Here is a 21,363-nt window from a genome sequence, read left to right as displayed (position 1 = left end):
ATTCTTCTAGCTCTCAAAAATTCTAATATCATGATCAAAAATCTGCCCAAAAGAAAAACTAGACCAATGCCATTAGTAGCATAGCCTAGTTTTCCCAAAATTTATCATCAGTACCGATTGACAAAGAGCCAAAAAAGCACCGCTCCCCTTTTTAGGAAACGGTGCAAAAAAAACTCCCCGCTAAGAGCGGGAAGCTTTGGGATAAGTCTTTATTAATCGTCCTCTTGACCCTCGATGTAGCCAGCTTCGTAAATGTCGGCAACGTCATCGTTGTTTTGTAATTCATCGATGAGGTGCTGGTACTGACTAATCTTGTCATCAGGGACCTTCGTCTTGTTTTCCGGAATCATGGTTACTTCCGCAGTATCCAGGTCATAACCCTTGTCCTGCAAAGCGTCACGAACTGCGGTTAACTGACTCGGTTCAGTTGAAATGATGAACTTATCATCTGTCGACTTCATGTCATCAGCACCGGCGTCCAATGCATCCATCATTACATCGTCTTCACTCTTATCCAAACCTTCGCGCAGGATTTCGATCAACCCCTGCCGATGGAACATGTAAGAAACCGAACCGTTGGCCCCAAGAGAACCACCAGAGTGGGTGAAAGCAGAACGCACTGCCGCAGCCGTCCGGTTCTTGTTGTCAGTCAGTGCTGAAACCATCACAGCGACACCACCCGGAGCGTAGCCCTCGTAGGTGATTTCCTCGTAGTTGGCACCACCAGCACCAGTAGCCTTATCAATTGCACGCTGAACGTTCTTCTTCGGCATGTTAGCTGCATTAGCTTTTTCCATCACCAGACGCAACTGAGGGTTGTTCGCTGGGTCAGGATCACCTGCTTTAGCAGCCTGGTACAAATCACGGGAAATTTTCTGAAAAATCTTGCCACGCTTAGCATCCTGAGCGTTCTTCCGCCCTTGAATGTTATGCCATTTTGAATGTCCTGACATTACAAACTCCTCTTTTCATAAATAATTAGTCAAACAAACACGATGATTTTACCAAAGTCTCAGCCAAACTGCAAGTAAAAAACTAGCGACGCAGGCTAAGCAAGGTATGTGTCAGCAAGCAGATTGCGGAAATAACCGCGGTCACGATTGCCAATCGCCACCCAAAATTTGCGATATCCTTAACAACACCGACAACTGAAGCAGCTAGATCAGGCAGGGTGCGACTCGCCTCAAGTACTACCTGCCGTCCCACAGAAATCGTTCCCGCCAGTAACAATGCCGCCAGAAATCCAGACCAAGCAAGTAATTTCAAGGGGTAACGACGGAAGGAAGCAGTCACCAACTGCACAACGGCCAGGATACCGCTGACTGCCATCACTGCCAGGTCAATCAAGGAAGCAGTGTGCAAGCCTTCGGTAAAGGACTTCACCGAATCATTATTTACCCGTTCATTCACCGCACTGTTCAGCTGGGTGCTGACGGCGTTGATGGAATTACCCGCCAGCGAACTGTCGATCCCGTAACTGCTGAGAGTTGATGACACCGACGATTGCAATTGGTTAGTGATTGGTGACAAATCCAGTGAAATCCGCTGATTATCATAAACGTCACTAACCGCTTGTTTCACCAGGGAATTGGTTTCCTTTTTAGTCAAAATCGAATGAGGTAAATTATACTGCTCAAGAGCACTATCAACGGCTGAATTGATCTGGTCAGCCACTGCCGTCGAGCTGGCTTCCCGGATGGCAAATTGTTTATTAAAGATCGTCCGATACAGCCAAAACGACGTCAGAAAAAGCCAGATCACCAGTGCAAACATGATAATGGTATGAATTCTCAGATGACTACCTGTTGGAAAAGCTGCTGGCTCCTGTGGTTCCATTTGTTCGGGAGTATCCCGGCCCTGCTGTTGACGATACTCTTCACGTGAAGTCAAGCCAAATCACCTACCGTGTACTTTGGCGAACGCTAAAGCCGTGTTCCAGTAAAACATCGCTTTCGTCAGCGGCATTCTGGTCCTTTTTATCCATTAACTTGGTTAACAGCCGCATCGAAACGGCACCAATATCGTAAAGCGGCTGGGTGATCGAGGTCAACATTGGCCGAACCAACCGCGTTTCTTTGGTGTCGTGACCCGAAATGATTTGAAATTCGTTTGGTACTTTAATCCCGGCATCAGTTAGCCCGTTAAGTAAACCGGCGGCCATATCGTCACCAGTGACGAAGGCAGCCTTCGCCCCGCATTGTAAAATAGCTGGCGCCAACTTATAAGCCTGGTCATAAGATTCATTGGCCTCAAAAACCAGTTGATCGTCAAAGTTCATCCCGGTATTTTTCAAAGCTTCTTGGTAACCCTTGAGATAATAGTCCGTGTAGATCTTACGATTCTTGGCACCAACCACCATCGCCACAGGTTCGTGAATGGCATTAACCAGCCGTTCAACCGCTTGCCGGGTCGCATTGCGATAATCAATGCGAACTGTTGGCAACTTGTCGTCGTTAGTGACGGAGCCGGCAACTACAACCGGAACCGTACTTGAATCCAATTCTTCCCGCAATTCGTCACTAACATCACGACCCATGTAGATAATGCCGTCAACTTGCTTGGCGAGCAAACCGCGAACTACCTGGACCGTTTTTTGACCACCCACGTCAGTGTTTGTCAAAACAATATTGTACTTGTACATCGTAGCAATATCGTCAATTCCCTGCGCCAGCTCAGCAAAGTAGGCGTTCGTAATTTCAGGAATCACCACCCCAACGGTAGTTGTCTTCTTGCTGGCCAAACCACGGGCCACCGCGTTAGGCCGGTAGTTCAGCTTTTTAATAACATCCAAAACTTTTTGCCGTGTTGCCGGTTTAACATTCGGATTGCCGTTGACAACCCGCGAAACCGTTGCCATCGAAACCCGCGCTTCACGCGCAACAGTGTATATGGTAACTGATTGTTTTTCCATTGTTTAAGCCCTTTCTTAGTTAGTCTAGTATGTTTTCATTAATTTTCATAAAACCCGCACTTAATATAGCAAACATTTTCCCTTTCCGCAAATCATCCGGTAAGGAAAACAGAAAGAGGCTCACAGCTTTCCTCCCAACTGGCGGCTGTGAGCCTTGTTTATCTGTGCTAACAGAATTATTTCGCTTGCTTATCCAAATCAATGACGATGTCGTCTTCGGCGCCCTCGCCATCGCTATGCTTGGCGCGTGCCAGTTCATCGCGAATTGCTGCGGTTTCTTCGTCAAAATCAGCATTCGTGAAATGATCAGCAACACTATCGGCCCGATCTTTGACCGCGTCCGCCACTGACTGCCACTTATCACCTGACGCCTGATGATACTTATCTGCCGCTACGCTGACAAGATCAACACTGTCCAGGGCAAAATCAGTTGCAGTATTAACCGCTTCGTACCAACCACGCTGCAATTTTTTAGCCAGCTGTTGACGCTGTTTGGCATTTAAAGACCGCCAACCCAGATAGGCCGTTCCAGCGCCAATCAACAAACCAGCCATAAATTTTTGATTCATTTTAGTTGCGCTTCCTTTCGTTTCGTCTCAGTAATTTGCTTGCCAGATTCAGGAGAACCATTTTGCCAGCACTGCCCGCAACTTTTTCCACAGCAGAAACACTGCGCTGCCGTTCGCTTAGCTTGTCGGCGAGCCGGTGTGCAGCAGCATTAACGTCACTGACGCTCTCGCTGACGTCGGCAACCGCCTTTACCGCCGGATCCAACTGCGCTGACTTATCATTAATATCGTCAAGCAATTCGTTCGTGTTATTGACAACCTTATCCATACTTTCACTCAAAGTATGGGCGTCGTTGGTCAAGGAACGAAGCGACTCCTCGGTTGCTGTTAATGTTTTGGCTAGGCGGTGCAGGAACACACCGACAAAGCAAACCAAGACGACGAAGGCAACTGCCGCAATCAATCCCGCAATTTGTCCAATTGTCATGCCAACCCCTCCTTAAATATCGTGTTCAGAATAGCACGAAAAGCCTGCCGCCTGCAACTTTGCCATTGTTGATTGGTCACTTGGGCAATGATAAGATGAAGATATTTCAATAAGGGAAGAACTCACATGATCTTGTCAATCAATCCGCAACTGCTCAAGCAGAGCAACAACATTAGCAAATACCTCACTAATCTGAGTTGGAAAGAACTGGGCCAGCACCTAGTCAATCGCTGTCTGTCTCTAATCCTAGTCACAGTTGTTTTTTGGCTGGTCCTCTGGCTGGGCAAGAAAATCATTAATGCCGCCTTTCATCATTCGCAAAAGCGTCTGTCATTGACCGGTCACCGGCTTGCTACCTTTAATTCTCTGGCAATCAATATTTTTCGTTACACCTGCCTCTTTTTCTGGCTCTCCGGTCTGCTGGAAATCTTAGGGGTGCCGGTCGGAACACTAGTAGCTGGCGCGGGCATCTTCAGTATTGCCTTGGGTCTCGGTGCCCAGGGTTTTGTTGCCGACGTTGTCAATGGTTTCTTCATCCTGATGGAACAACAGATTGACGTTGGCGATGTGGTGGAGATCGGGACTATCAAGGGTTCAGTTACCGCCCTCGGCTTGCGAACAACCCAAATCACTAGTGCTGATGGCACCCTCAATTTCATCCCCAATCGCTCCATCACTGTGGTCCGCAACTTCAGCCGGAATAACATGGTTTCAACAGTTGATATCAATATTTCTAACAATGCGCCTCTCGCCCAAATTGAGCAAGTTGTTCGGGCAGTTAATCACAGCCTAGTGCAGGAGGAAGACTCACTCATCGACCAGCCGCAAATTGTCGGGCCAGTCACGATCAACGGTCACCTTGTTTACCGGGTCCTGCTGACGAGCAAAAACGGTCAGCAAACCGAGCTCGGTGCCCGTGCCCTGGCTGCTTATCTCAAAGCCTTCCACCAGGAGGGCATTGTTTTAAGCCCAGATGAAAAATAGAAAAGACTGCTAATCAGCGTCCCCAGTTTCCTACCGGGCCGCAATGATTAGCAGTCTTTTATATTACTATTGAATTCCCGGGTGATTATCGTGCATGACGAAATCGACGGCCTCCATCAGCTTGCGCCGGGTGACAATCCCGCAAAAGACCTCATCTTCAGCGACGACCGGCACAAATGACTGATCCAGCAACAACCGATAATTGCCTTCAAAATCATCTGGATCATGGCTGACCGATGCCTCAGTATTCATCGCAGAAGCCACCTTCAACTGATCCAACTTCGCAAAATTGAACTTTGTGGTCTCCATCAGCTGACTGTTAATCATCGCTAGAGATAATTGGCCCCGATAATGATTGTCGTTATCAACCACCACAATCTTGGCAAACTTATCAGTTGTCAAAACCAAAAAAGCGTGGGCCAAGGAATTATCGACATTGACTGTCGCTACCTGACTCGCCGGAACCATGTAATTGTTGTGCCAGCGTGCCAGCTCAGCTTCGATTTTATGATTAATCATCAGATCTCCTCACGTTGAAAACGAAAATGCAAATCAGAAACCGGCTGCATCTGCCGATCATAATACTGCACCTCAAATAAATGGTCCTCACTAGTGACAATCGCGAAAGTGCCACCCAAATTAGCATATTGGCCGCGCGGCAAGCTAGTGCTGCCCGGATTCAGAAACAAGGTTTGGGAATGCATTTGGCACAAGATTTGGTGAGTATGACCAAACGCCACGATCGTCGCCCGACGCCGCTTCGCCTCATTTTCTAACTGACCCAGTCCAGTATAAACGTTGTAGCGGTCGCCGTGGGTCAGAAAAATTTGCTCCCCGCCCCTTTTGACTAACAACTCTTGGGGATAATCTAATTGCCAGTCATTATTGCCTTTGATTCCGGTGAAAGGTGCCATCGCCGGATCATTCGGTTGCATCGTTGAATCACCACAGTGGAACATAACATCGACCTGCGGGGCAAAACGATTCGCAATTTCTTTTAAAATCGCGGCATCGCCATGATTATCACTTGCAAAAAGAAATTTCATTAGTCGTTCCACCACCCTTCGAACTGCTTCATTAGCGCACGCATGGCCCGGCCCCGGTGGCTGATGGAGTTTTTCTCTTCGTCGGAAAGGACTCCCATCGGCTTGCCTAAGTCATCAGCGTAGAAAAGCGGGTCGTAGCCAAAACCGTTTTGACCGTGCAATTCGTGCAGGATGTGCCCCTGAACGTCACCATGAACAACTAGTTTCTTGCCATCAGGCTTGAGACAAACAATTGTTGTATGAAAATGAGCGGTCCGCTTGTCATCAGGAACGTCAGCCATTTCCCGCAACAATTTCGCGTTGTTGGCAGCAAAGTCATGATCTCCTGCGTACCGGGCTGAGTGAATTCCCGGCGCCCCGTTCAGTGCATCGACACAGAGTCCAGAATCGTCTGCCAGAACTGGCAAATGCAGGTGGTCAACCGCCGCTTGGGCCTTGATAGTGGCATTTTCTTCAAAGCTGGCTCCGTTTTCGTCAATCGCAAAAGCCGGAAAATCTTTGAGGGTTTTAATTTTGATCCCATAAGGATAAAACATCTCTGAATACTCGCGCGCTTTGCCCATGTTTTTTGTTGCAACAACTAGTGTCTCCATAATAACCTCCTAAAACAATGCCAGGTGTTTGCTTGTTAAATCCTGCTTACCTAACCATTTCCGGGCACCGGCAGCCAAATCGGATGCGGCACCTGTTGAATAAAGTGTCAATTGGCCCTTATCCGTTGTCGTTGCAAGGGCATCATGTTTAGTCAGCACCCGCGCCACCAGCTGAACCGTTTCTCCTGCCGGATCGATGATGGCAACCGTTGGGCCGAGAGTTTGCATAATTTCCTTGGTCAAAAAGGGAAAATGGGTACATCCCAAAACCAAGCCGTCAACTGGTTTCTGCCGGAAAACAGCCAGCTGCTCATTGACGGCCCTTTGGGCTTTTAGGGTGCCAGTTTGCCCGTGTTCGACGATCGCCACCAACGGCTGTGTTGCCTTAGCAAGGACAGTTGTTTTTGGCGACAACGACTTAATCGCCCGAACGTAGGCCCCGTCATTGATCGTCGACTCGGTAGCAATGACGCCGATCCGGTCGTGGTAGGGCAAGCTGACAGCCGCCACCGCCCCTGGCTGGATAACACCGATCACCGGTACCGGTAATTCTTTTTGCAAAAGAGTCAGAGCCGCCGCCGTTGCCGTGTTGCAAGCAATAACCATTAACTTAATGTTTTGCTGAACTAGAAATTTACCAATTATGAGCGCAAAGGAACGAATTTCATCTTGTACCCGCGTCCCATAAGGGAAGTGCTGCTGATCACCAACGAAAATCACTGATTCGTGCGGCAAACGCTGGTGCAGCAAGCGGACAACTGACAAACCGCCCAGGCCAGAATCCATGACTCCGATTGGCCGTTGATCCATTACCTTCACCATCTTTCGTTATATCTTGAAACTCCATTATCTGCGTTTTAGCCGCTTTTTTCAAGTTTCCCCTAGCATGTCAGTCCACGGGCGGTTATTATAATAGCTGAACAAAAAAGGGAGCAAATCATGAGTCAAGAAAGCTACAATCGTTTTATCAATTCTAAACGGGGCCTTGCCAGCAGCACTCTGCGTGATGTGCTGTTACCGGCTCTGCTCGGTAAAGAAACCAACGGAATTTCTTACTGGATTGGCAAGGATATTGCCCGTCAGTATCCGGTCGCTTCAGTTGACGAACTGATCACCTTAACCAAGCAACTGGGCTTTGGCGATCTCAGTCTGCGCAAAACGGGCCGTAACCAAAAGCTCTACCGTTTGGGCGGCCCCGTGGTGAACGAACGGCTCGCAATCGATCACGAGAAAGTCTCTTTCGACCTTGAAGCTGGTTTTCTGGCGATGGAAACCGAATTTCGGGTCGGTGCGGCCGCGGAAGCCGATATCGTTGACCGTCGGCGCAGCAGCATCGACATCGTCGTTCAACACGACCCGGCCGATGCTGACGATAGCCAGGCCGAAATCGCCCGGTTTATTCATCTTCAGGGCGATGAACCGACATCAGAAAAGAAATCCAAGAAAAAATTGGGTAAGAAAAAAGAATAGCAATAAAAGGGGCTGTGATCGTCGTGACCACAGCCCCTTCATTTTATATTTATTCTTTCTTGACCTACTTGATCTGTTGAATCCAGCCGTGTCGGTCCTCAACATTGCCCAGTTGAATCCCATACAGGGTCTTGTAAAGCTTAGTTGTTACCGGACCAGTCTCCTTTTCACTGTAGAAGACGTGTTTTTGCCCCTGATAAGTCAGGGAACCGACCGGTGAAATCACAGCCGCCTTCCCCATTGCTCCGGCTTCGGCCAATTTATCTAGGTCGGTATTAATGTTAATCTTCGTTTCGATTGGGTTGAGATCCAGGTCATCAGCAATTTGCAGTAATGATCGCTTCGTTACCGATGGGAGAATCGAATTCGACTTTGGCGTAACGAACTGCCCTTCCTTAGTGATCCCAAAGAAGTTGGCGCCAGAGAATTCATCGATGTACTTGTGTTCCTTCGGGTCGAGGTAAAGGCAATCAGCGAATCCTTCCCGCTTGGCCGTCAATTCCGGGAGCAGTGAACCAGCGTAGTTTCCTGACGTTTTAGCCTGACCAGTCCCGTAAGCAGCAGCCCGGTCGTACTTGCTGACGGTGTACGGCATTGGATTCAGTCCTTTGACGTAAAAGCCAACGGGCGTAGCGTAGACGTGAAAAGTGTAGCTCTTGGAAGGAGCTACTCCCACCAACGGATCCGTCCCGATCATGAACGGCCGCAGATATAGCGAACCACCGCTACCGTACGGTGGAATAAATTCTTCGTTGGCCAGGACAACCTGCTTAATGGCATCAACAAATTTATCTTCAGGATAGGGCTCCATCATCATTCGTTTGGCAGAGTTGGCCATCCGGTGTGCATTCTGATCGGGCCGAAAAAGGTTAATATGACCGTCCTTAGTCCGGTAAGCCTTCAGCCCTTCGAACACTTCCTGCCCGTAATGCAGCACTTCAGCCGCCTCCGACAAGGTAATGGTCGAATCTTCGACCAACTTGCCACCTTGCCATTGGCCATTTTCAAACCGTTCAACAAAGCGGTAGGGCAGATCGTGATATTCAAAGCCCAAGTTATTAAAATCGAGATCTTCGGGACGAATTTTTGCCATAACAATTGCCTCCTGTGACAAAGCAAGTACCATTAGATTGATGTAAGCTTATTCTCATTGCTTTTTAATATAGTCTAAGCAAGAAACCCTGTCCAGAGTAAATTCCGAAAATAAAAAAAGACCGTGATATTCAAATCATCACGGCCCAAATTGCTTAAGATTATGAAGTTTACATGTAAGGCTGCAAAATCTGTAACAACTGTTCCCGACTATGGTAGCCCACGATCGTGTCGACAACCTTACCGTCTTTTTTCACCAGGAGGGTTGGGATACTCATCACCTGGAACTTCGCAGCCGTTTCTTGATTCCGATCGACATCAAGTTTCGTGAATTTCACCTTTCCGGCTAACTCGTCCGAGAGTTTTTCGACCACTGGGCTTTGCATCCGACACGGGCCGCACCAAGTTGCCCAAAAGTCAGTCACTGATAAGCCCTTGGCTGTATCTGCCTCAAACGTCTTGTCGGTTGTTACTGCAACTGCCATCATCATCACTCCTCAAAGATTTATTTTCATCATTATGATAGCAAATTCTGGCCGGACCGCCAATAGATCTGCTTACTTTTAATAAGAAAATCAGAAGTAGACAATCGTGGCCCCGTCGCCGCCGTTATTCGGAGCGGCATAATCAAACGACTTCACCCGCGGGTTACTTCGCAAGAATTGTTGGGTTCCTTTACGCAAGGCTCCCGTCCCTTTGCCGTGAACAATCGTTACTGGCGATAAGTTATTCAAGAGTGCATGGTCGATAAACTGTTCCAAGTCGTTCATCGCCTGCTCGTAGCGCTCGCCACGCAAGTCCAAGCGGGCCGTTGTGTGCCGAGTTTGGGTGGTCCGCACCGGAGAACGATGAACCTGGTGCTTTTCTTTTTTCTGCTGAGCCGCAACCTGCTTTGCACTCAGCTTTTCCAGATTATTCTCGTCAATTTCCATCTTCAGGATACCCAGCTGAACAATCCAGTTGTGAGCCCCACGTTTACCCAAAAGGGTCCCCTGTTGACCATAAGACTTGACTAGCACGGTATCACCAACATGAAGATCGTGCTTTTGGTGTGCTCTCTTGAGGACACTATTGTGTTTCAAGCGGGGATCATCGGCATGGAGCGCATTCAATTGTCCTTTGGCATCGATTAACTGGTTTTCTTTAACCCGACCGCCCTGAGAGATTTCCATTTGACGAAGATGATGAATAATCCGGTCTGCCTTTCGCTTGGCCACCGAAACCTGGTGGTTGGCTTTTTGCCGCGCCTGCTCCATCATCTTGTCGCGAGACTCGTTGAAGCGGGCGAGCTTTTGCTGAAGATCAGCTGCCTTATCCGCATTCGCTTTGACCAGTTTTTGCAGGCGCTCGTTCTCCAAACGAGCCTGGCGCCGTTGCTCAACCAGTTCCCCGATCATCTTGTTAAGGTCCTGACTGTCATCGCTGACCAGTGACTTGGCCTCATCGATGATTGCTTCGTCAATACCAAGCCGCTGAGCAATTTCGATCCCGTTGGACTGACCAGGAATTCCAAGCAGTAAGCGATAGGTTGGCTGGAGAGTCTGCTTATCAAATTCCATCGAAGCGTTGATCGTTTCCGGGCGATCATAGCCATAGACTTTCAATTCTGGATAGTGAGTCGTCACGACGACCATGCTGCCTTTGGCGCCTAGTTGGTCCAAAATCGACATTGCCAGCGCCGCCCCTTCTTTCGGGTCCGTCCCGGCGCCCAATTCATCGAGGAGCACCAGGCTCTGATCACTGACTCGTTCCAAGATCCGTTTGACATTGTCCATATGACCGGAGAAGGTCGACAAGTTCTGCTCCAAGGATTGTTCATCCCCGATATCGGCAAAAACGTTGTCGAACACACCGACCCGACTGTTCTCGTTGGCTGGAATAAATAAACCCGCCTGGGCCATCAGTTGGACCAGGCCGACGGTCTTCAAGGTAATCGTCTTCCCACCGGTGTTGGGCCCGGTGATGATAATCGTCGAGTAGTCACCCCCCAGTTTGATATCGTTAGCGACAACCTTTTCTGGATCGATCAACGGGTGGCGTGCCTTCCGCAGGGCAATCTGGTTATCGGCAGATATCAAGGGCAAACTGGCCTTTTGCGTCTGAGCCAATTTGGCCTTTGCGTTGACAAAGTCGAGATGGCCCAACACTTCGGCGTTATGAGCGATGTCGTGACGGTAAGGAGTGATCATCTTGGACAACTCTGTCAAGACATGAATTATTTCCTGTCGTTCGTCAATTTGTGACTGACGCAAACGGTTGTTGAGTTCCACCGCATCCTCCGGCTCAATGTAAAGGGTTTGACCGCTGGCACTTTGATCGTGGACTACCCCGCCAATCTGGTGCCGATAGCGTGACTGAACTGGAATAACGTAACGGTCATTGCGCATCGTCACAATCGGATTGCTCAAGTACTTAGCGCGTTTGCCGTGGGTGTAAGACTGCATCTGGGTATGAATTTCATCTTCGGTCTTGCTAATCAGCTGACGAATCCCGTGAAGCTTAGCCGATGCTTCGTCGTTGATTCGTCCGTCTGGATCAATTGACTGGATCAGGCGCTTAGTGACTGACGGAATAGTCACTAATTCGTCAACGCGCTGCGGCAAGCGCCGCAGATTAACCTCGCTGCTTTCGTGAAGCTCTTCGAAGAAGTTGCGAACACTCATGCTAGCCCGCAATACCTGGGTAATCTGCGCTAATTCAGTCCCGTTCAAACGAGCCTTGACCCGCAATCGTTTCAGCGGTTCTGAAATATCCACCAATTTAGGAATTGGGATACCGTCTTTTAGCCGCAGAATATCAGCCCCATCTGTGGTTTCGACAAGCTGATCTTGCACTGCTTGTCGATCCGTCGACGGCTGAAGATTTTTTGCTTCGATCTTGCCGGCCGCCGTCACCAAATACTGGCTTAACTGTTGGCGGATCCGGCTAAATTCAAGGGTTTCAATTATTTTTTGGTTCATCATTTTTATTACTCCTATCCGATCCAACTAACTAAGAGCTTCATCACAACTCTTGCATTGTTGACAATCCACTGGGCAAGTCCCGACTGGGAAAATTGCATCTGCCACCAATCATTTGGCCAGAGCTGAAGAATCAGCAAAATAATATCGATCATCATGTAGCCCAAAACTAACTCAAAAAGGCCACCTGCCCAGCCGTTCAGCGTCCCCAGCACTGGCAAGCGATTCAACCAGTTCAACCGGTACAAAAGCCAGTGTAAAATCGCGGAAACCACTGCAAAGGTCAGCATAAAGGCAATGCCATTATAAAAAAAGTGTGTTCCATCAACCATCTGCAACAAGTCTGTGCTAAAGGCAGTGGGATTGGTCAGGGAATGACCGTTCGCTAAGGCGTTACCGACCGACCTGGCAACGATGCGGGCCGCAACTAAGGAGATCAAATACGTCCCCAAAGAAATCAGCATCATCAGCAAGCCCCGCCGGCGGCCATGCAAAAAGCAGCCCGCCAGGATGATTATAATCAAGCTCGTTAAGATCATTTGTTTCTTCCTTATTCTTTGTTATATGCTGTATTTTAGCATTGCCATCAACAGACATAAAACAAAAACGAACCCAGAAAGGGAGTTTTCAGATGCAAACAGTGATTAAGGTCAGTCCCACAACCTTTGACAAAATGGCTGACTACTACGGAAACTCGGGGAAAATGCCAACGGGAGCGAGTTTTCACCAAAAAAAAGCTGGCGTTACCATTACCGGCTATCCCAAATCACACAAAGTAATGTTTCAAGGACAGCGATCCACAAGCGAGGCAGCAAAGTGGTCACCCGACGCTGCCACCCAATCTGATCCAGCTGGGCTACCGGCCGGCTTTGCTTCCTGGTCAGTTCTCGGCTCTGATGAGGTCGGCGTCGGGTCCTATTTTGGCCCTTTGACCGTTGCCGCCGTTTACGTTGCTCGCGAAAAAATCCAAGAAGTAACTGCAATGGGAGTGAAGGATTCCAAGACCCTGTCCGACCCCGAAATTATCAAGTTGGCCCACCGGGTGATGAAGCTCTGCCCCTACCACATCGTCAACTTGGATCCTGCAACCTATAATGATCGAATCAGGCGCTATAACCAGGCTCAACTCAAAGCCTTGTGTCACAACTTCGCTCTCAGCAAGGTCCTGACCAAAATTGCCCCCACTAAACCGCAAGGCATTCTCATCGACCAATTTGAACCCGCGAACACTTATTTTCGTCACCTACAGGGGCAAAAGCAGATCATCAAGCAAAATGTCTTTTTCCGCGTCAAAGGAGAACAGGCCCATGTCGCGGTCGCAGCCGCTTCGGTGGTTGCTCGTTACTATTCATTGACCCGGATGGATGCTCTCTCCCAGCAGGCGGGACTGACCCTGCCAATTGGTGCCGGCCACGTGGTCGATGAAGTGGCTGCTAAACTCTTGCGACGGGGCCTAAACCTAGCCGACTTTGCCAAGCTGCACTTTGCTAATACGAAAAAAGCTACTCAATTAGCGCGATTGAAAGATCATTAATACGAACAAAGACCCTCAGTGATCCGTTGCGGATGCTGGGAGTCTTTTTATCATTAGGCGTTGAAATTGCCATCGTCGTCGACAAAGGTATTGATTACTTCGGAGACCATGTCCCATTCTTCGTCATTGTCAATCGGTTCAAGGGCGATATCACCGCCTTGGCCGTCATCACGGAACGAGAAGGCCTGCAAACTGACTTCATCGCTGTTCTCTTCATCGAGCGGGTACAAGACGATGTACCACTTGTGATTTTGGTCAGATTGAAAACGCAGAGCCTCTTTGTACAGCTCTTCGTTGCCCTTTTCGTCAACCAAGGTGAAGACTTCGCCATCGTAATGTGAAGAGTCTTGTTGCTGCTTCATTTCCTTACCTCAATTTCTGTGTTAATTTGCCATGAGCATCCAAATAGTTCTGCAAAATCAGGGTCGCGGCTAGTTCATCAATGACCTTTTTCTGCTTGCGTCGGGAAATGTCGGCTTCTTCGACCAGCATCCGGTGAGCTTCGACGGTCGTCAAGCGCTCATCCTGGTAGTCGATTGGAATTTCGGGAAAACGCTCCTTCAGCAATTCCCCGTAATGCTTGGAAGCTTCCACCCGCGGACCGGATGTATTATTCATGTTTTTAGGCAAACCGATTACAAAGCCCGCAATCTGGCCCTTTTTGGTTAACTCGGCAACCCGATCGATGCCAAATTGTCCCTCATCTTCGTTAATTGGGATAATTTCCTGGGCTTGGGCCGTCCAACCAAGAGGATCACTAAAAGCAATTCCGACCGTTTTAGAGCCAACGTCTAATCCCATCAAGCGCATCATTTCACGTCCCCGTTATTTTTCAGGTAGAAACGAACAAGTTCTTCAATAATCTCGTCGCGTTCGTGTTCACGAATCAAATTCCGGGCATTTTTCAACCGTGGAATGTAGGCGGGATCACCAGACAATAAGTAACCGACAATCTGATTAATCGGGTTATAGCCCTTTTCATTCAAGGCGTCATACACAGTCTTTAACGTCTGTTGGCTGGTCTTTTCATGTTCTTGGTTAAAGTCGTAGAACATTGTTTTGTCATCATTATTGGAGTCCATAATGACACCTCCCCATACTTATTCTCAATTACTGATTGTACTATACCATTACCAAAACAACAATCAATCTAGCTGCTTGTAACCAGCATTTAATATTTAAGGACTAGCCAAGCTGTTGCCACAGCTCCTTTTTAATGCCATCGAGAATTGTCTGCTCCCGGCGAACCTTAGAAATATAAAACAATGGTTGCTGGTCATCTAATAACGGAATCAAAACTGTCTGCGGATCAATGGCAGCCGCTAAGGAAGTTAGAAAAGCGATACCAATGTGTTTGGCCACCAGTGCCCCAAGGACATGAACGTCTGCTGTCCGGTAAATGATTCGCGGGCGAACATGCGCCGCATTGGCTACCCGCCGAAAGGCCTGGTGATGGATAAACTTTTCGTCCAGAGCAACAAAGGACCGCTTTTTGAGATCCCGCAAAAAGACGCCGCTTTCCGCCTTGGCCGCGAGATCACTATCCTTAGCTACTAGGATACCAAAAGGCATTTTAACAATCGTCGAAGCGGCCAGCTGATCATACTCAAGCGGCGAAAGCGACCCTAACAGAGCCATGTCCAGCTCCCCGCTTCTTAGCTGCTTGAGCGTTTCATTAGATCCCCGTTCGACAATTTCCAAGCGTGCTAAAAGGTGACGCTGCAGGAGGTCGGGTACTAAGGAAGGAAAGTAATAATTACCAATAATTGGCGGCAAGCCAAAGCGAACTTGCTTCATTTGGGTGTGTGCCGCCTCTTTTTGTGCTAATTCTAATTCATTTAGAATGTTCACCACATGGCGGTCTAACTGGCGACCAAAACTGGTCAACTCCACCGCATGATGTGAACGGTCGCGAACAATCAACGGAACGGCAAATTGCTTTTCCAGACGCTGAATAGCCACTGTCACCGTCGGCTGACTTACCTGGAAGGTAGCCGCAACTTTAGAAAAATTTTTTAGACTAGCGAGCTGATGAAAGTATTGCAAATCTTTGGTGTTCATTTTTCCCGTCCTTTCGCCATTTTAATCGCTCATATAAAAATATTTTATCATTCATTAGCTATTTGACTATCTTTTTTTCAGCTTGCTATACTAACCGCGAAATTTACATTAACACACGAAAGGATGGCCAAAATCATGACAAAAGCAATCGATATTCTAAACAATCCTTACATCAACAAGGGTACAGGTTTCACCCTGGCCGAGCGGCAACGCCTGGGACTGATCGGCAGCCTGCCGGCTAAAGTGCAAACCCTGCAAGAACAGGCCGATCAAACTTATGCTCAGTTCAAGACGAAGCCGGCCGGCCTGCCCCAGCGGCAATTTTTGATGGAAATCTTTAACACCAATCGGACCCTCTTCTTTTACTTGATGGGTCAGCACATCGTCGAGTTCATGCCAATTGTCTACGATCCAGTGATCGCGGAATCGATCGAAAATTACAGCCAAATCTTCGTCCAACCTCAACAGGCTGCCTTCCTATCGGTTGACCACCCCGACCAGGTAAAGACTAGCTTGCAGAATGCTGCCGATGGTCGCGACATCCGGCTGATCGTCGTCACCGATGCGGAAGGAATCCTGGGAATCGGCGATTGGGGCGTCAACGGAACCGACATCGCCGTCGGCAAATTGATGGTCTATACTGCCGCTGCCGGTATCGATCCCGCCCAAGTTCTCGCCGTCTCCCTGGACGCCGGGACGAACAATCAGCAACTGCTCGACGATCCAACCTACCTCGGTGAACGTCACCGCCGTGTTACCGGTGACAAGTATTACCAGCTCGTCGATGCCTTCGTCCAGGCATCACGTTCGCTCTTCCCCCAGGCCCTGCTTCATTTTGAAGACTTTGGTCGTGATAATGCTACCGTCATTCTCAACAAGTACAAAGACGATATGCCAGTCTTTAACGACGATGTCCAAGGAACCGGGATCATCGCCCTTGCTGGCGTCCTCGGAGCACTGAACATCAGTAAGGAAAAGATCGCCGATCAAAAGTTCTTGACCTTTGGTGCTGGAACCGCCGGCATGGGGATCGCCAAGATGCTCTACGACGAAATGGTTCGCCAGGGCGTCGCTCCGGCGGAGGCCAAGAAGCACTTCTACCTTGTCGACGTCCAGGGTCTGCTCTTTGACGATACTGAAGGCCTGACTCCGGAGCAAAAGCAATTTACCCGGTCGCGCAGCGAATTTACCAACGCTGATGAACTCACCGACTTGCTGAGCGTTGTCAAAGCTGTCCACCCAACCGTTATGATCGGGACGTCTAAGCAAGCTGGTGCCTTCACCGAAGACGTCGTCAAAGAAATGGCGGCCCACACCGATCGGCCAATCATCTTCCCGATCTCCAACCCCACAAAGTTGATTGAAGCCATGCCGGCTGACCTGATCAAGTGGACCGACGGCCGCGTTTTGACCGCGACCGGGATTCCCGTCGACAACGTTGAATATAAGGGGACTACTTACACCATCGGTCAGGCCAACAACGCCCTCGTCTACCCCGGCGTCGGCTTCGGGGAGATCGCTGCCGGTGCCAAAGTAGTCAACGACCAAATGCTGGTAGCTGCCGCCCACGCCCTTGGTGGAATTGTCGACCCCGACCAACCGGGAGCTGCTGTCCTGCCACCAGTTGCTAAGCTGGAAGAATTTACGACGACGGTTGCCGAGGTCGTTGCCCAGTCCGCAATTGACCAGGGACTGGCGGCTGACGGGATCACCGACGCCAAAAAGGCCGTTGCCAAGCTCAAGTGGACTCCCCATTACTAAAAGAATATTGCTAAATGGAAAGGGGCACCTTAACATATGACTGTTTTTCTGACTTCCGTTTCCAGCGTCGTCGAAATCGTCCTGATCATGGCGCTGGGCTACATTCTGCGCCGCAACGGCTGGTTCGGTGACACTTTTGGCTCCAACATTGCCAGTCTGATCACCAAAATCGCTCTGCCAGCATCGATTTTTGTAAGTGTTATGAAATACCTGAGCCGCGATAAGCTGGCAAGCCTCGGCATTGGGATCATCTTTCCGGCCCTAGCGGTCGTCATCTCCTACCTCCTGGCCTTTGCCGCCGTCAAAATTTTTCACATTCGCAAAGGGCAGCGTGGAATCTTCATCAACGCTGTCGCCAACGCCAACACGATTTTCATCGGAATGCCGCTGAACAACGCCCTCTTCGGCTCAAAAGCGATGTCGTACTTCTTGATCTACTACATCGTCAACACCGTTTCGACCTGGGCCTTCGGGGTCTTCCTCATTCAAAACGATGACCCGACTAGTGACCAGAATAAAAGCAAGCAAGAATTCGACTGGCATAAGCTCCTGCCAATGCCACTCGTTGGTTTCATCTTCTCAATCATCTGGTTGTTGATCGGCATCCCGGTACCAAACTTCCTGGGTCAGACCGTGTCTTATGTTGGCAGTCTAGTGACACCGCTGTCACTGATCTATATCGGGATCGTTCTTTATGACGCTGGTCTCAATAATTTCCATTTCGAACGCGATTCCATTCTGGCATTACTAGGCCGCTTTATTATCTCCCCACTGGTCCTGATTCTCCTAATTAAGTTAGGAGCTGGAACAGTTGGTCTTCAGCTACCAAGTTTGATGCGACAGACCCTGGTTGTCCAATCCGCCACGCCGATGCTGGCTGTCCTGCCAATCTTGGCCGCTGAAGCCCATGGCGATGTGAAGTACGCCACCGACGTGGTCGTGATGAGTACCGTCCTCTTCGTCGTTGTTGTCCCAATTTTAATGTCAATTCTTCAATTTGTTTAAGGCCACAAAAAGGGTGGGCGCTAACTGGCGTCCACCCTTTTTGCGTTCACAATTTCCAGCATCGTGATTGCTAATGCAAGAAATTGTCATTTATTTATTCATCAATTCAGCCGCCTGTTTAAGAGCAGTCGGGATACCGGCCGCCTTCTTGCCACCGGCCTGGGCCAAGTTTGGCCGGCCGCCGCCGCCGCCGTTGATGGCTGGGGCAATGGCCTTGATGATGTTACCAGCTTTCAGACCTTTCTTGACACCATCGTCACTAACGGCAACCAGCATATTAGCTTTGTCGCCATTGGCTGTCGCCAATACTAGCACCTCAGATAGTTCCTTGTCCCGCCACTGGTCAGCGAGTTCACGGAGCTGACCCATGCCAGCGACCTTAACCTGGGCAGCGATGAGTGTCCCCTTCGCGGTCTGTTGAACGTCACCAAAGACATCACTAGCCTGTTGGGCCGCAATCTTGGACTGAAGAGCAGCTACCTGCTTCTTGGTCTGCTTCAGCTGTTTACTCAGTTCGCTTACCTGGTGGGGAACGTCCTTTTGCTGGCTGACTTTCAAATCAGCCGCTACTTGGTCGAGCCAATCGACCCGATCCTGCATAAAGGCGAAGGCATCACTAGCCGTAACCGCTTCGATCCGGCGAATACCAGCACCAACCCCACCTTCAGAAACGATCTTAAACAGACCGAGTTCGTTAGTGTTCTTGACATGGTCGCCGCCACAGAATTCGGTGTTGAAGTCGCCAATTTTAACGACCCGCACCCGCTTGCCGTATTTGTCGGAGAAGAGAGCAATTGCCCCCATTTCCTTAGCGGAATCGATGTCGGTTTCAACCGTTTCCACCGGAATTTCCTTCCAAATCTGTTCATTGACCATCTTTTCAACAGCCTTCAGATCCTTGGCCGTGACTTGGCCAAAGTGGTTGAAATCAAAACGTAGGTAATGTTCTTCGACCAAGGAACCAGCCTGCTGGGTGTGACCGCCCAGGACGTTCCGCAGGGCTTGATCGAGCAGGTGAGTAGCAGTATGGTTCTTTTCAATCTTCAAGTGCCGCTCCCGATCTACTACTAGCTTGTAACGGGATCCCAGCTTGATTGGCATCGTCAGTTGAATCCGGTGCAGGTTTTGCTGGTGCGGTGCGTGTTGCACGTCGACGACCCGACCGACCTTTTTACCATAGTTGTCAATAATGTCACCGGTATCGGCAACCTGGCCACCCATTTCGGCGTAGAACGGCGTCTTGTCAAAAATGACTTCAACGTCCGTCTTATCCTTTGGTTCGGCCTGATCGACGTGTTTGCCGTCTTGGACCAGACCAATCACTTTGGCGCCGTCAACCTGCAGGTCGGTATAGCCAACATACTTGCTGGCATCGGTGAATTCGGTCCAAACGTCTTCCTGAACCCCCATCCCGTTGTCCATATCGCGGGCTTGCCGAGCACGGTTTTGCTGTTCGGTCATAGCGGCACTGAAGCCTTCCTCATCAACGCTCAAGCCCTCATCATTTGCGTATTCACGGGTCAATTCAACCGGGAAGCCGTAGGTATCATAGAGCTTAAAGGCTGTCCGCCCGTCAATCTGCTTGTTGCCACTCTTCTTGGCATCAGCAATCACGGAGTTTAACAGATTCAAACCGCCGTTCAGGGTCGAACTGAAGCGGTCTTCTTCAGACTTAACAACTTTTTGGATGTAGTCAGCATTTTGCAAAACGTCTGGGTAATAATCTTCCATGATCTTCCCAACGGTCGGGACCATCTTGTAGAGGAATGGTTCGTCGATTCCCAGCTTCTTGCCGGCAACCACGGCCCGCCGCAAGAGACGCCGGATGACGTAACCACGGCCCATATTTGACGGCAAGGCTCCGTCACCGATCGCAAAGGTAATGGTCCGAATGTGGTCGGCAATGATCTTAAATTGGATGTCGTCGTCTTTGTTAGCAGCGTACTTCTTCGTGCTGAAACCTTCCGTCTGGTGGATCAGCGGCAAGAAAAGGTCGGTTTCAAAATTGGTTGGGGCATTTTCAAAGATGGAAACCACCCGTTCCAGCCCCATCCCAGTATCGATGTTCTTATGGGGCAGTGGTTCGTAAGTATCTTCTGGAGTATGGTTGAACTGACTGAATACGATGTTCCAGATTTCCAGATAACGCTGGTTTTCGCCACCAGGATAGTTTTCCGGGTCGTCTTCGGCCACGTTATTCATTTCTTGGCCCCGATCATAGTACATTTCCGTGTCCGGACCGGATGGACCTTGCCCGATGTCCCAGAAGTTATCCTTGTCGGGAACCAAATGATCTTCAGCAACCCCGACTTTCCGCCACAAATCGTAGGCGTCGGTGTCCTTTGGGTAGTAAGTGATATAAATCTTGGAAGGATCAAAGGCAAACCACTTGTCGCCAGTCAGCAATTCCCATGCCCAGGGGATGACTTCCTTCTTGAAGTAATCACCGACTGAGAAGTTCCCCAACATTTCAAACATCGTGTGGTGACGTGCGGTCTTACCGACGTTTTCAATGTCGTTAGTCCGAATACTCTTCTGCGAACTGGTCATCCGCGGGTTATCTGGAACCACCTTGCCGTCAAAGTACTTCTTCATTGTGGCAACTCCAGAGTTGATCCAGAGCAGAGTCGGGTCGTCGACCGGAACCAGTGATTGGCTCGGCATAATCTTGTGACCATGTTCCTTGAAGAATTCCAAGAACATGCTCCGCACCTGGGCGCTGTTAAGGTGTTTTAATTCCTTCATTGAATTCCATCCTTTCTTAAGCAAACAAAAAGCCACCGTTGCGGTGACGAGACGCCCATGACGCGGTACCACTCGTCTTGCAAACGATGACTAATCGTATACCTCTTAAATGTCCGAAACGGACCTGATTATCGTTGATCATCTGGGGAGCACTGGAGGTAATTCGTCGTTTTTTCCATCACCAAAACGTTTCTGCAAGTTCCTT

At 49.4% G+C, this 21,363-nt stretch carries 23 protein-coding genes; 5 read left to right on the top strand and 18 right to left on the bottom strand.

The annotated features are described in order from the left end of the window. Positions 1-212: 212 nt before the first annotated feature. The 5 genes from QOR82_RS01985 to QOR82_RS01965 all read right to left on the bottom strand — a co-directional run bounded on the left by QOR82_RS01985 (position 213) and on the right by QOR82_RS01965 (position 3,907). Positions 213-953, bottom strand: a complete 741-nt coding sequence (locus tag QOR82_RS01985) for a YebC/PmpR family DNA-binding transcriptional regulator (protein WP_283583090.1) — start codon at positions 951-953, stop codon at positions 213-215. 82 nt (positions 954-1,035) lie between these two features. Beyond that, the gene (locus QOR82_RS01980) at positions 1,036-1,890 is read right to left on the bottom strand and encodes a hypothetical protein (protein ID WP_283583089.1); all 855 of its coding nucleotides are present in this window, start codon (positions 1,888-1,890) and stop codon (positions 1,036-1,038) included. Between the two features lie 10 nt (positions 1,891-1,900). After that, positions 1,901-2,911: a catabolite control protein A gene (ccpA, locus tag QOR82_RS01975; protein WP_283583088.1), complete on the bottom strand. Its 1,011-nt coding sequence runs from the start codon at positions 2,909-2,911 to the stop codon at positions 1,901-1,903. Between the two features lie 176 nt (positions 2,912-3,087). Beyond that, the gene (locus tag QOR82_RS01970; RefSeq protein ID WP_283583087.1) at positions 3,088-3,480 is read right to left on the bottom strand and encodes a hypothetical protein; all 393 of its coding nucleotides are present in this window, start codon (positions 3,478-3,480) and stop codon (positions 3,088-3,090) included. 1 nt (position 3,481) lies between these two features. After that, positions 3,482-3,907: a DUF948 domain-containing protein gene (locus QOR82_RS01965; RefSeq protein WP_283583086.1), complete on the bottom strand. Its 426-nt coding sequence runs from the start codon at positions 3,905-3,907 to the stop codon at positions 3,482-3,484. Positions 3,908-4,033: 126 nt separating this feature from the next. Here QOR82_RS01965 and QOR82_RS01960 point away from each other — a divergent pair, with 126 nt between their 5' ends. Further along, positions 4,034-4,891: a mechanosensitive ion channel family protein gene (locus QOR82_RS01960; RefSeq protein WP_283583085.1), complete on the top strand. Its 858-nt coding sequence runs from the start codon at positions 4,034-4,036 to the stop codon at positions 4,889-4,891. Between the two features lie 66 nt (positions 4,892-4,957). On the opposite strand, the gene cbpB is transcribed toward QOR82_RS01960, so the two are convergent. From cbpB to murI, 4 genes are read right to left on the bottom strand one after another with little or no spacing between them, the layout of a single operon-like run. Continuing rightward, on the bottom strand, positions 4,958-5,410 hold the full coding sequence (gene cbpB, locus QOR82_RS01955) for a cyclic-di-AMP-binding protein CbpB (protein ID WP_283583084.1): 453 nt from the start codon (positions 5,408-5,410) through the stop codon (positions 4,958-4,960). Continuing rightward, positions 5,410-5,937 carry a metallophosphoesterase gene (locus QOR82_RS01950; protein ID WP_283583083.1) on the bottom strand — a complete coding sequence of 176 codons (528 nt, stop codon included), beginning with the start codon at positions 5,935-5,937 and terminating at the stop codon, positions 5,410-5,412. Before QOR82_RS01950 ends, cbpB begins: the two co-directional genes overlap by 1 nt. After that, on the bottom strand, positions 5,937-6,530 hold the full coding sequence (locus tag QOR82_RS01945; protein ID WP_283583082.1) for an XTP/dITP diphosphatase: 594 nt from the start codon (positions 6,528-6,530) through the stop codon (positions 5,937-5,939). Before QOR82_RS01945 ends, QOR82_RS01950 begins: the two co-directional genes overlap by 1 nt. Positions 6,531-6,539: 9 nt before the next feature. Next, positions 6,540-7,340 (bottom strand): glutamate racemase, encoded by an 801-nt coding sequence (gene murI / locus QOR82_RS01940; RefSeq protein WP_283583097.1) that lies wholly within the window; start codon positions 7,338-7,340, stop codon positions 6,540-6,542. A 129-nt stretch (positions 7,341-7,469) separates the two neighbouring features. Between murI and QOR82_RS01935 the strand changes: the two genes are divergently transcribed. After that, entirely contained in the window at positions 7,470-8,000 is a 531-nt protein-coding gene (locus QOR82_RS01935) for a DUF2507 domain-containing protein (protein ID WP_283583081.1), read from the top strand. 64 nt (positions 8,001-8,064) lie between these two features. Here QOR82_RS01935 and QOR82_RS01930 read toward each other — a convergent pair whose 3' ends face one another. The 4 genes from QOR82_RS01930 to QOR82_RS01915 all read right to left on the bottom strand — a co-directional run bounded on the left by QOR82_RS01930 (position 8,065) and on the right by QOR82_RS01915 (position 12,591). Next, on the bottom strand, positions 8,065-9,093 hold the full coding sequence (locus QOR82_RS01930; protein ID WP_283583080.1) for a branched-chain amino acid aminotransferase: 1,029 nt from the start codon (positions 9,091-9,093) through the stop codon (positions 8,065-8,067). A 169-nt stretch (positions 9,094-9,262) separates the two neighbouring features. Continuing rightward, positions 9,263-9,577, bottom strand: coding sequence for a thioredoxin (trxA, locus tag QOR82_RS01925; protein WP_283583079.1), 315 nt, complete (start codon positions 9,575-9,577; stop codon positions 9,263-9,265). A 90-nt stretch (positions 9,578-9,667) separates the two neighbouring features. Further along, positions 9,668-12,052: an endonuclease MutS2 gene (locus tag QOR82_RS01920; protein ID WP_283583096.1), complete on the bottom strand. Its 2,385-nt coding sequence runs from the start codon at positions 12,050-12,052 to the stop codon at positions 9,668-9,670. 14 nt (positions 12,053-12,066) lie between these two features. Beyond that, a complete protein-coding gene (locus QOR82_RS01915) occupies positions 12,067-12,591 on the bottom strand; it encodes a CvpA family protein (protein ID WP_283583078.1) in 525 nt (174 codons plus the stop codon). 92 nt (positions 12,592-12,683) lie between these two features. On the opposite strand from QOR82_RS01915, the gene rnhC reads away from it, so the two are divergent. Next, positions 12,684-13,586, top strand: coding sequence for a ribonuclease HIII (gene rnhC, locus QOR82_RS01910; protein ID WP_283583077.1), 903 nt, complete (start codon positions 12,684-12,686; stop codon positions 13,584-13,586). A gap of 53 nt (positions 13,587-13,639) precedes the next feature. Here rnhC and QOR82_RS01905 read toward each other — a convergent pair whose 3' ends face one another. The 4 genes from QOR82_RS01905 to QOR82_RS01890 all read right to left on the bottom strand — a co-directional run bounded on the left by QOR82_RS01905 (position 13,640) and on the right by QOR82_RS01890 (position 15,647). Continuing rightward, complete coding sequence (locus QOR82_RS01905) at positions 13,640-13,948, bottom strand: DUF1292 domain-containing protein (RefSeq protein WP_283583076.1); 309 nt, start codon at positions 13,946-13,948, stop codon at positions 13,640-13,642. A 4-nt stretch (positions 13,949-13,952) separates the two neighbouring features. Further along, positions 13,953-14,396 carry a Holliday junction resolvase RuvX gene (ruvX, locus tag QOR82_RS01900; protein WP_283583095.1) on the bottom strand — a complete coding sequence of 148 codons (444 nt, stop codon included), beginning with the start codon at positions 14,394-14,396 and terminating at the stop codon, positions 13,953-13,955. Then, positions 14,396-14,668 (bottom strand): IreB family regulatory phosphoprotein, encoded by a 273-nt coding sequence (locus QOR82_RS01895; RefSeq protein WP_283583075.1) that lies wholly within the window; start codon positions 14,666-14,668, stop codon positions 14,396-14,398. Before QOR82_RS01895 ends, ruvX begins: the two co-directional genes overlap by 1 nt. Positions 14,669-14,771: 103 nt before the next feature. Next, on the bottom strand, positions 14,772-15,647 hold the full coding sequence (locus tag QOR82_RS01890; protein WP_283583074.1) for a LysR substrate-binding domain-containing protein: 876 nt from the start codon (positions 15,645-15,647) through the stop codon (positions 14,772-14,774). Between the two features lie 123 nt (positions 15,648-15,770). Here QOR82_RS01890 and QOR82_RS01885 point away from each other — a divergent pair, with 123 nt between their 5' ends. Together QOR82_RS01885 and QOR82_RS01880 are read left to right on the top strand one after the other, a co-directional pair. Further along, positions 15,771-17,408, top strand: a complete 1,638-nt coding sequence (locus QOR82_RS01885; protein WP_283583073.1) for a malolactic enzyme — start codon at positions 15,771-15,773, stop codon at positions 17,406-17,408. A 36-nt stretch (positions 17,409-17,444) separates the two neighbouring features. After that, positions 17,445-18,413: an AEC family transporter gene (locus tag QOR82_RS01880; protein ID WP_283583072.1), complete on the top strand. Its 969-nt coding sequence runs from the start codon at positions 17,445-17,447 to the stop codon at positions 18,411-18,413. Positions 18,414-18,503: 90 nt separating this feature from the next. Here the strand turns inward: QOR82_RS01880 and alaS are convergent, their stop codons facing one another. After that, entirely contained in the window at positions 18,504-21,158 is a 2,655-nt protein-coding gene (gene alaS / locus QOR82_RS01875) for an alanine--tRNA ligase (protein ID WP_283583071.1), read from the bottom strand. Positions 21,159-21,363 lie beyond the last annotated feature (205 nt).

It is taken from the genome of Limosilactobacillus difficilis, from assembly GCF_947387495.1.
In the GTDB taxonomy this organism is placed as follows: Bacteria; Bacillota; Bacilli; order Lactobacillales; family Lactobacillaceae; genus Limosilactobacillus; species Limosilactobacillus difficilis.
This window is presented reverse-complemented; position numbering and strand designations above follow the sequence as displayed.

Coding starts and splice junctions, on each gene's coding strand:
- QOR82_RS01945 (WP_283583082.1), bottom strand. CDS start 6,530: ATGGAGACACTAGTTGTTGCAACAAAAAACATGGGCAAAGCGCGCGAG.
- QOR82_RS01890 (WP_283583074.1), bottom strand. CDS start 15,647: ATGAACACCAAAGATTTGCAATACTTTCATCAGCTCGCTAGTCTAAAA.
- murI (WP_283583097.1), bottom strand. CDS start 7,340: ATGGATCAACGGCCAATCGGAGTCATGGATTCTGGCCTGGGCGGTTTG.
- cbpB (WP_283583084.1), bottom strand. CDS start 5,410: ATGATTAATCATAAAATCGAAGCTGAGCTGGCACGCTGGCACAACAAT.
- rnhC (WP_283583077.1), top strand. CDS start 12,684: ATGCAAACAGTGATTAAGGTCAGTCCCACAACCTTTGACAAAATGGCT.
- QOR82_RS01960 (WP_283583085.1), top strand. CDS start 4,034: ATGATCTTGTCAATCAATCCGCAACTGCTCAAGCAGAGCAACAACATT.
- QOR82_RS01895 (WP_283583075.1), bottom strand. CDS start 14,668: ATGGACTCCAATAATGATGACAAAACAATGTTCTACGACTTTAACCAA.
- QOR82_RS01965 (WP_283583086.1), bottom strand. CDS start 3,907: ATGACAATTGGACAAATTGCGGGATTGATTGCGGCAGTTGCCTTCGTC.
- ruvX (WP_283583095.1), bottom strand. CDS start 14,396: ATGCGCTTGATGGGATTAGACGTTGGCTCTAAAACGGTCGGAATTGCT.
- QOR82_RS01915 (WP_283583078.1), bottom strand. CDS start 12,591: ATGATCTTAACGAGCTTGATTATAATCATCCTGGCGGGCTGCTTTTTG.
- QOR82_RS01930 (WP_283583080.1), bottom strand. CDS start 9,093: ATGGCAAAAATTCGTCCCGAAGATCTCGATTTTAATAACTTGGGCTTT.
- QOR82_RS01970 (WP_283583087.1), bottom strand. CDS start 3,480: ATGAATCAAAAATTTATGGCTGGTTTGTTGATTGGCGCTGGAACGGCC.
- QOR82_RS01985 (WP_283583090.1), bottom strand. CDS start 953: ATGTCAGGACATTCAAAATGGCATAACATTCAAGGGCGGAAGAACGCT.
- trxA (WP_283583079.1), bottom strand. CDS start 9,577: ATGGCAGTTGCAGTAACAACCGACAAGACGTTTGAGGCAGATACAGCC.
- QOR82_RS01920 (WP_283583096.1), bottom strand. CDS start 12,052: ATGAACCAAAAAATAATTGAAACCCTTGAATTTAGCCGGATCCGCCAA.
- alaS (WP_283583071.1), bottom strand. CDS start 21,158: ATGAAGGAATTAAAACACCTTAACAGCGCCCAGGTGCGGAGCATGTTC.
- QOR82_RS01880 (WP_283583072.1), top strand. CDS start 17,445: ATGACTGTTTTTCTGACTTCCGTTTCCAGCGTCGTCGAAATCGTCCTG.
- QOR82_RS01885 (WP_283583073.1), top strand. CDS start 15,771: ATGGCCAAAATCATGACAAAAGCAATCGATATTCTAAACAATCCTTAC.
- QOR82_RS01950 (WP_283583083.1), bottom strand. CDS start 5,937: ATGAAATTTCTTTTTGCAAGTGATAATCATGGCGATGCCGCGATTTTA.
- QOR82_RS01935 (WP_283583081.1), top strand. CDS start 7,470: ATGAGTCAAGAAAGCTACAATCGTTTTATCAATTCTAAACGGGGCCTT.
- QOR82_RS01905 (WP_283583076.1), bottom strand. CDS start 13,948: ATGAAGCAGCAACAAGACTCTTCACATTACGATGGCGAAGTCTTCACC.
- ccpA (WP_283583088.1), bottom strand. CDS start 2,911: ATGGAAAAACAATCAGTTACCATATACACTGTTGCGCGTGAAGCGCGG.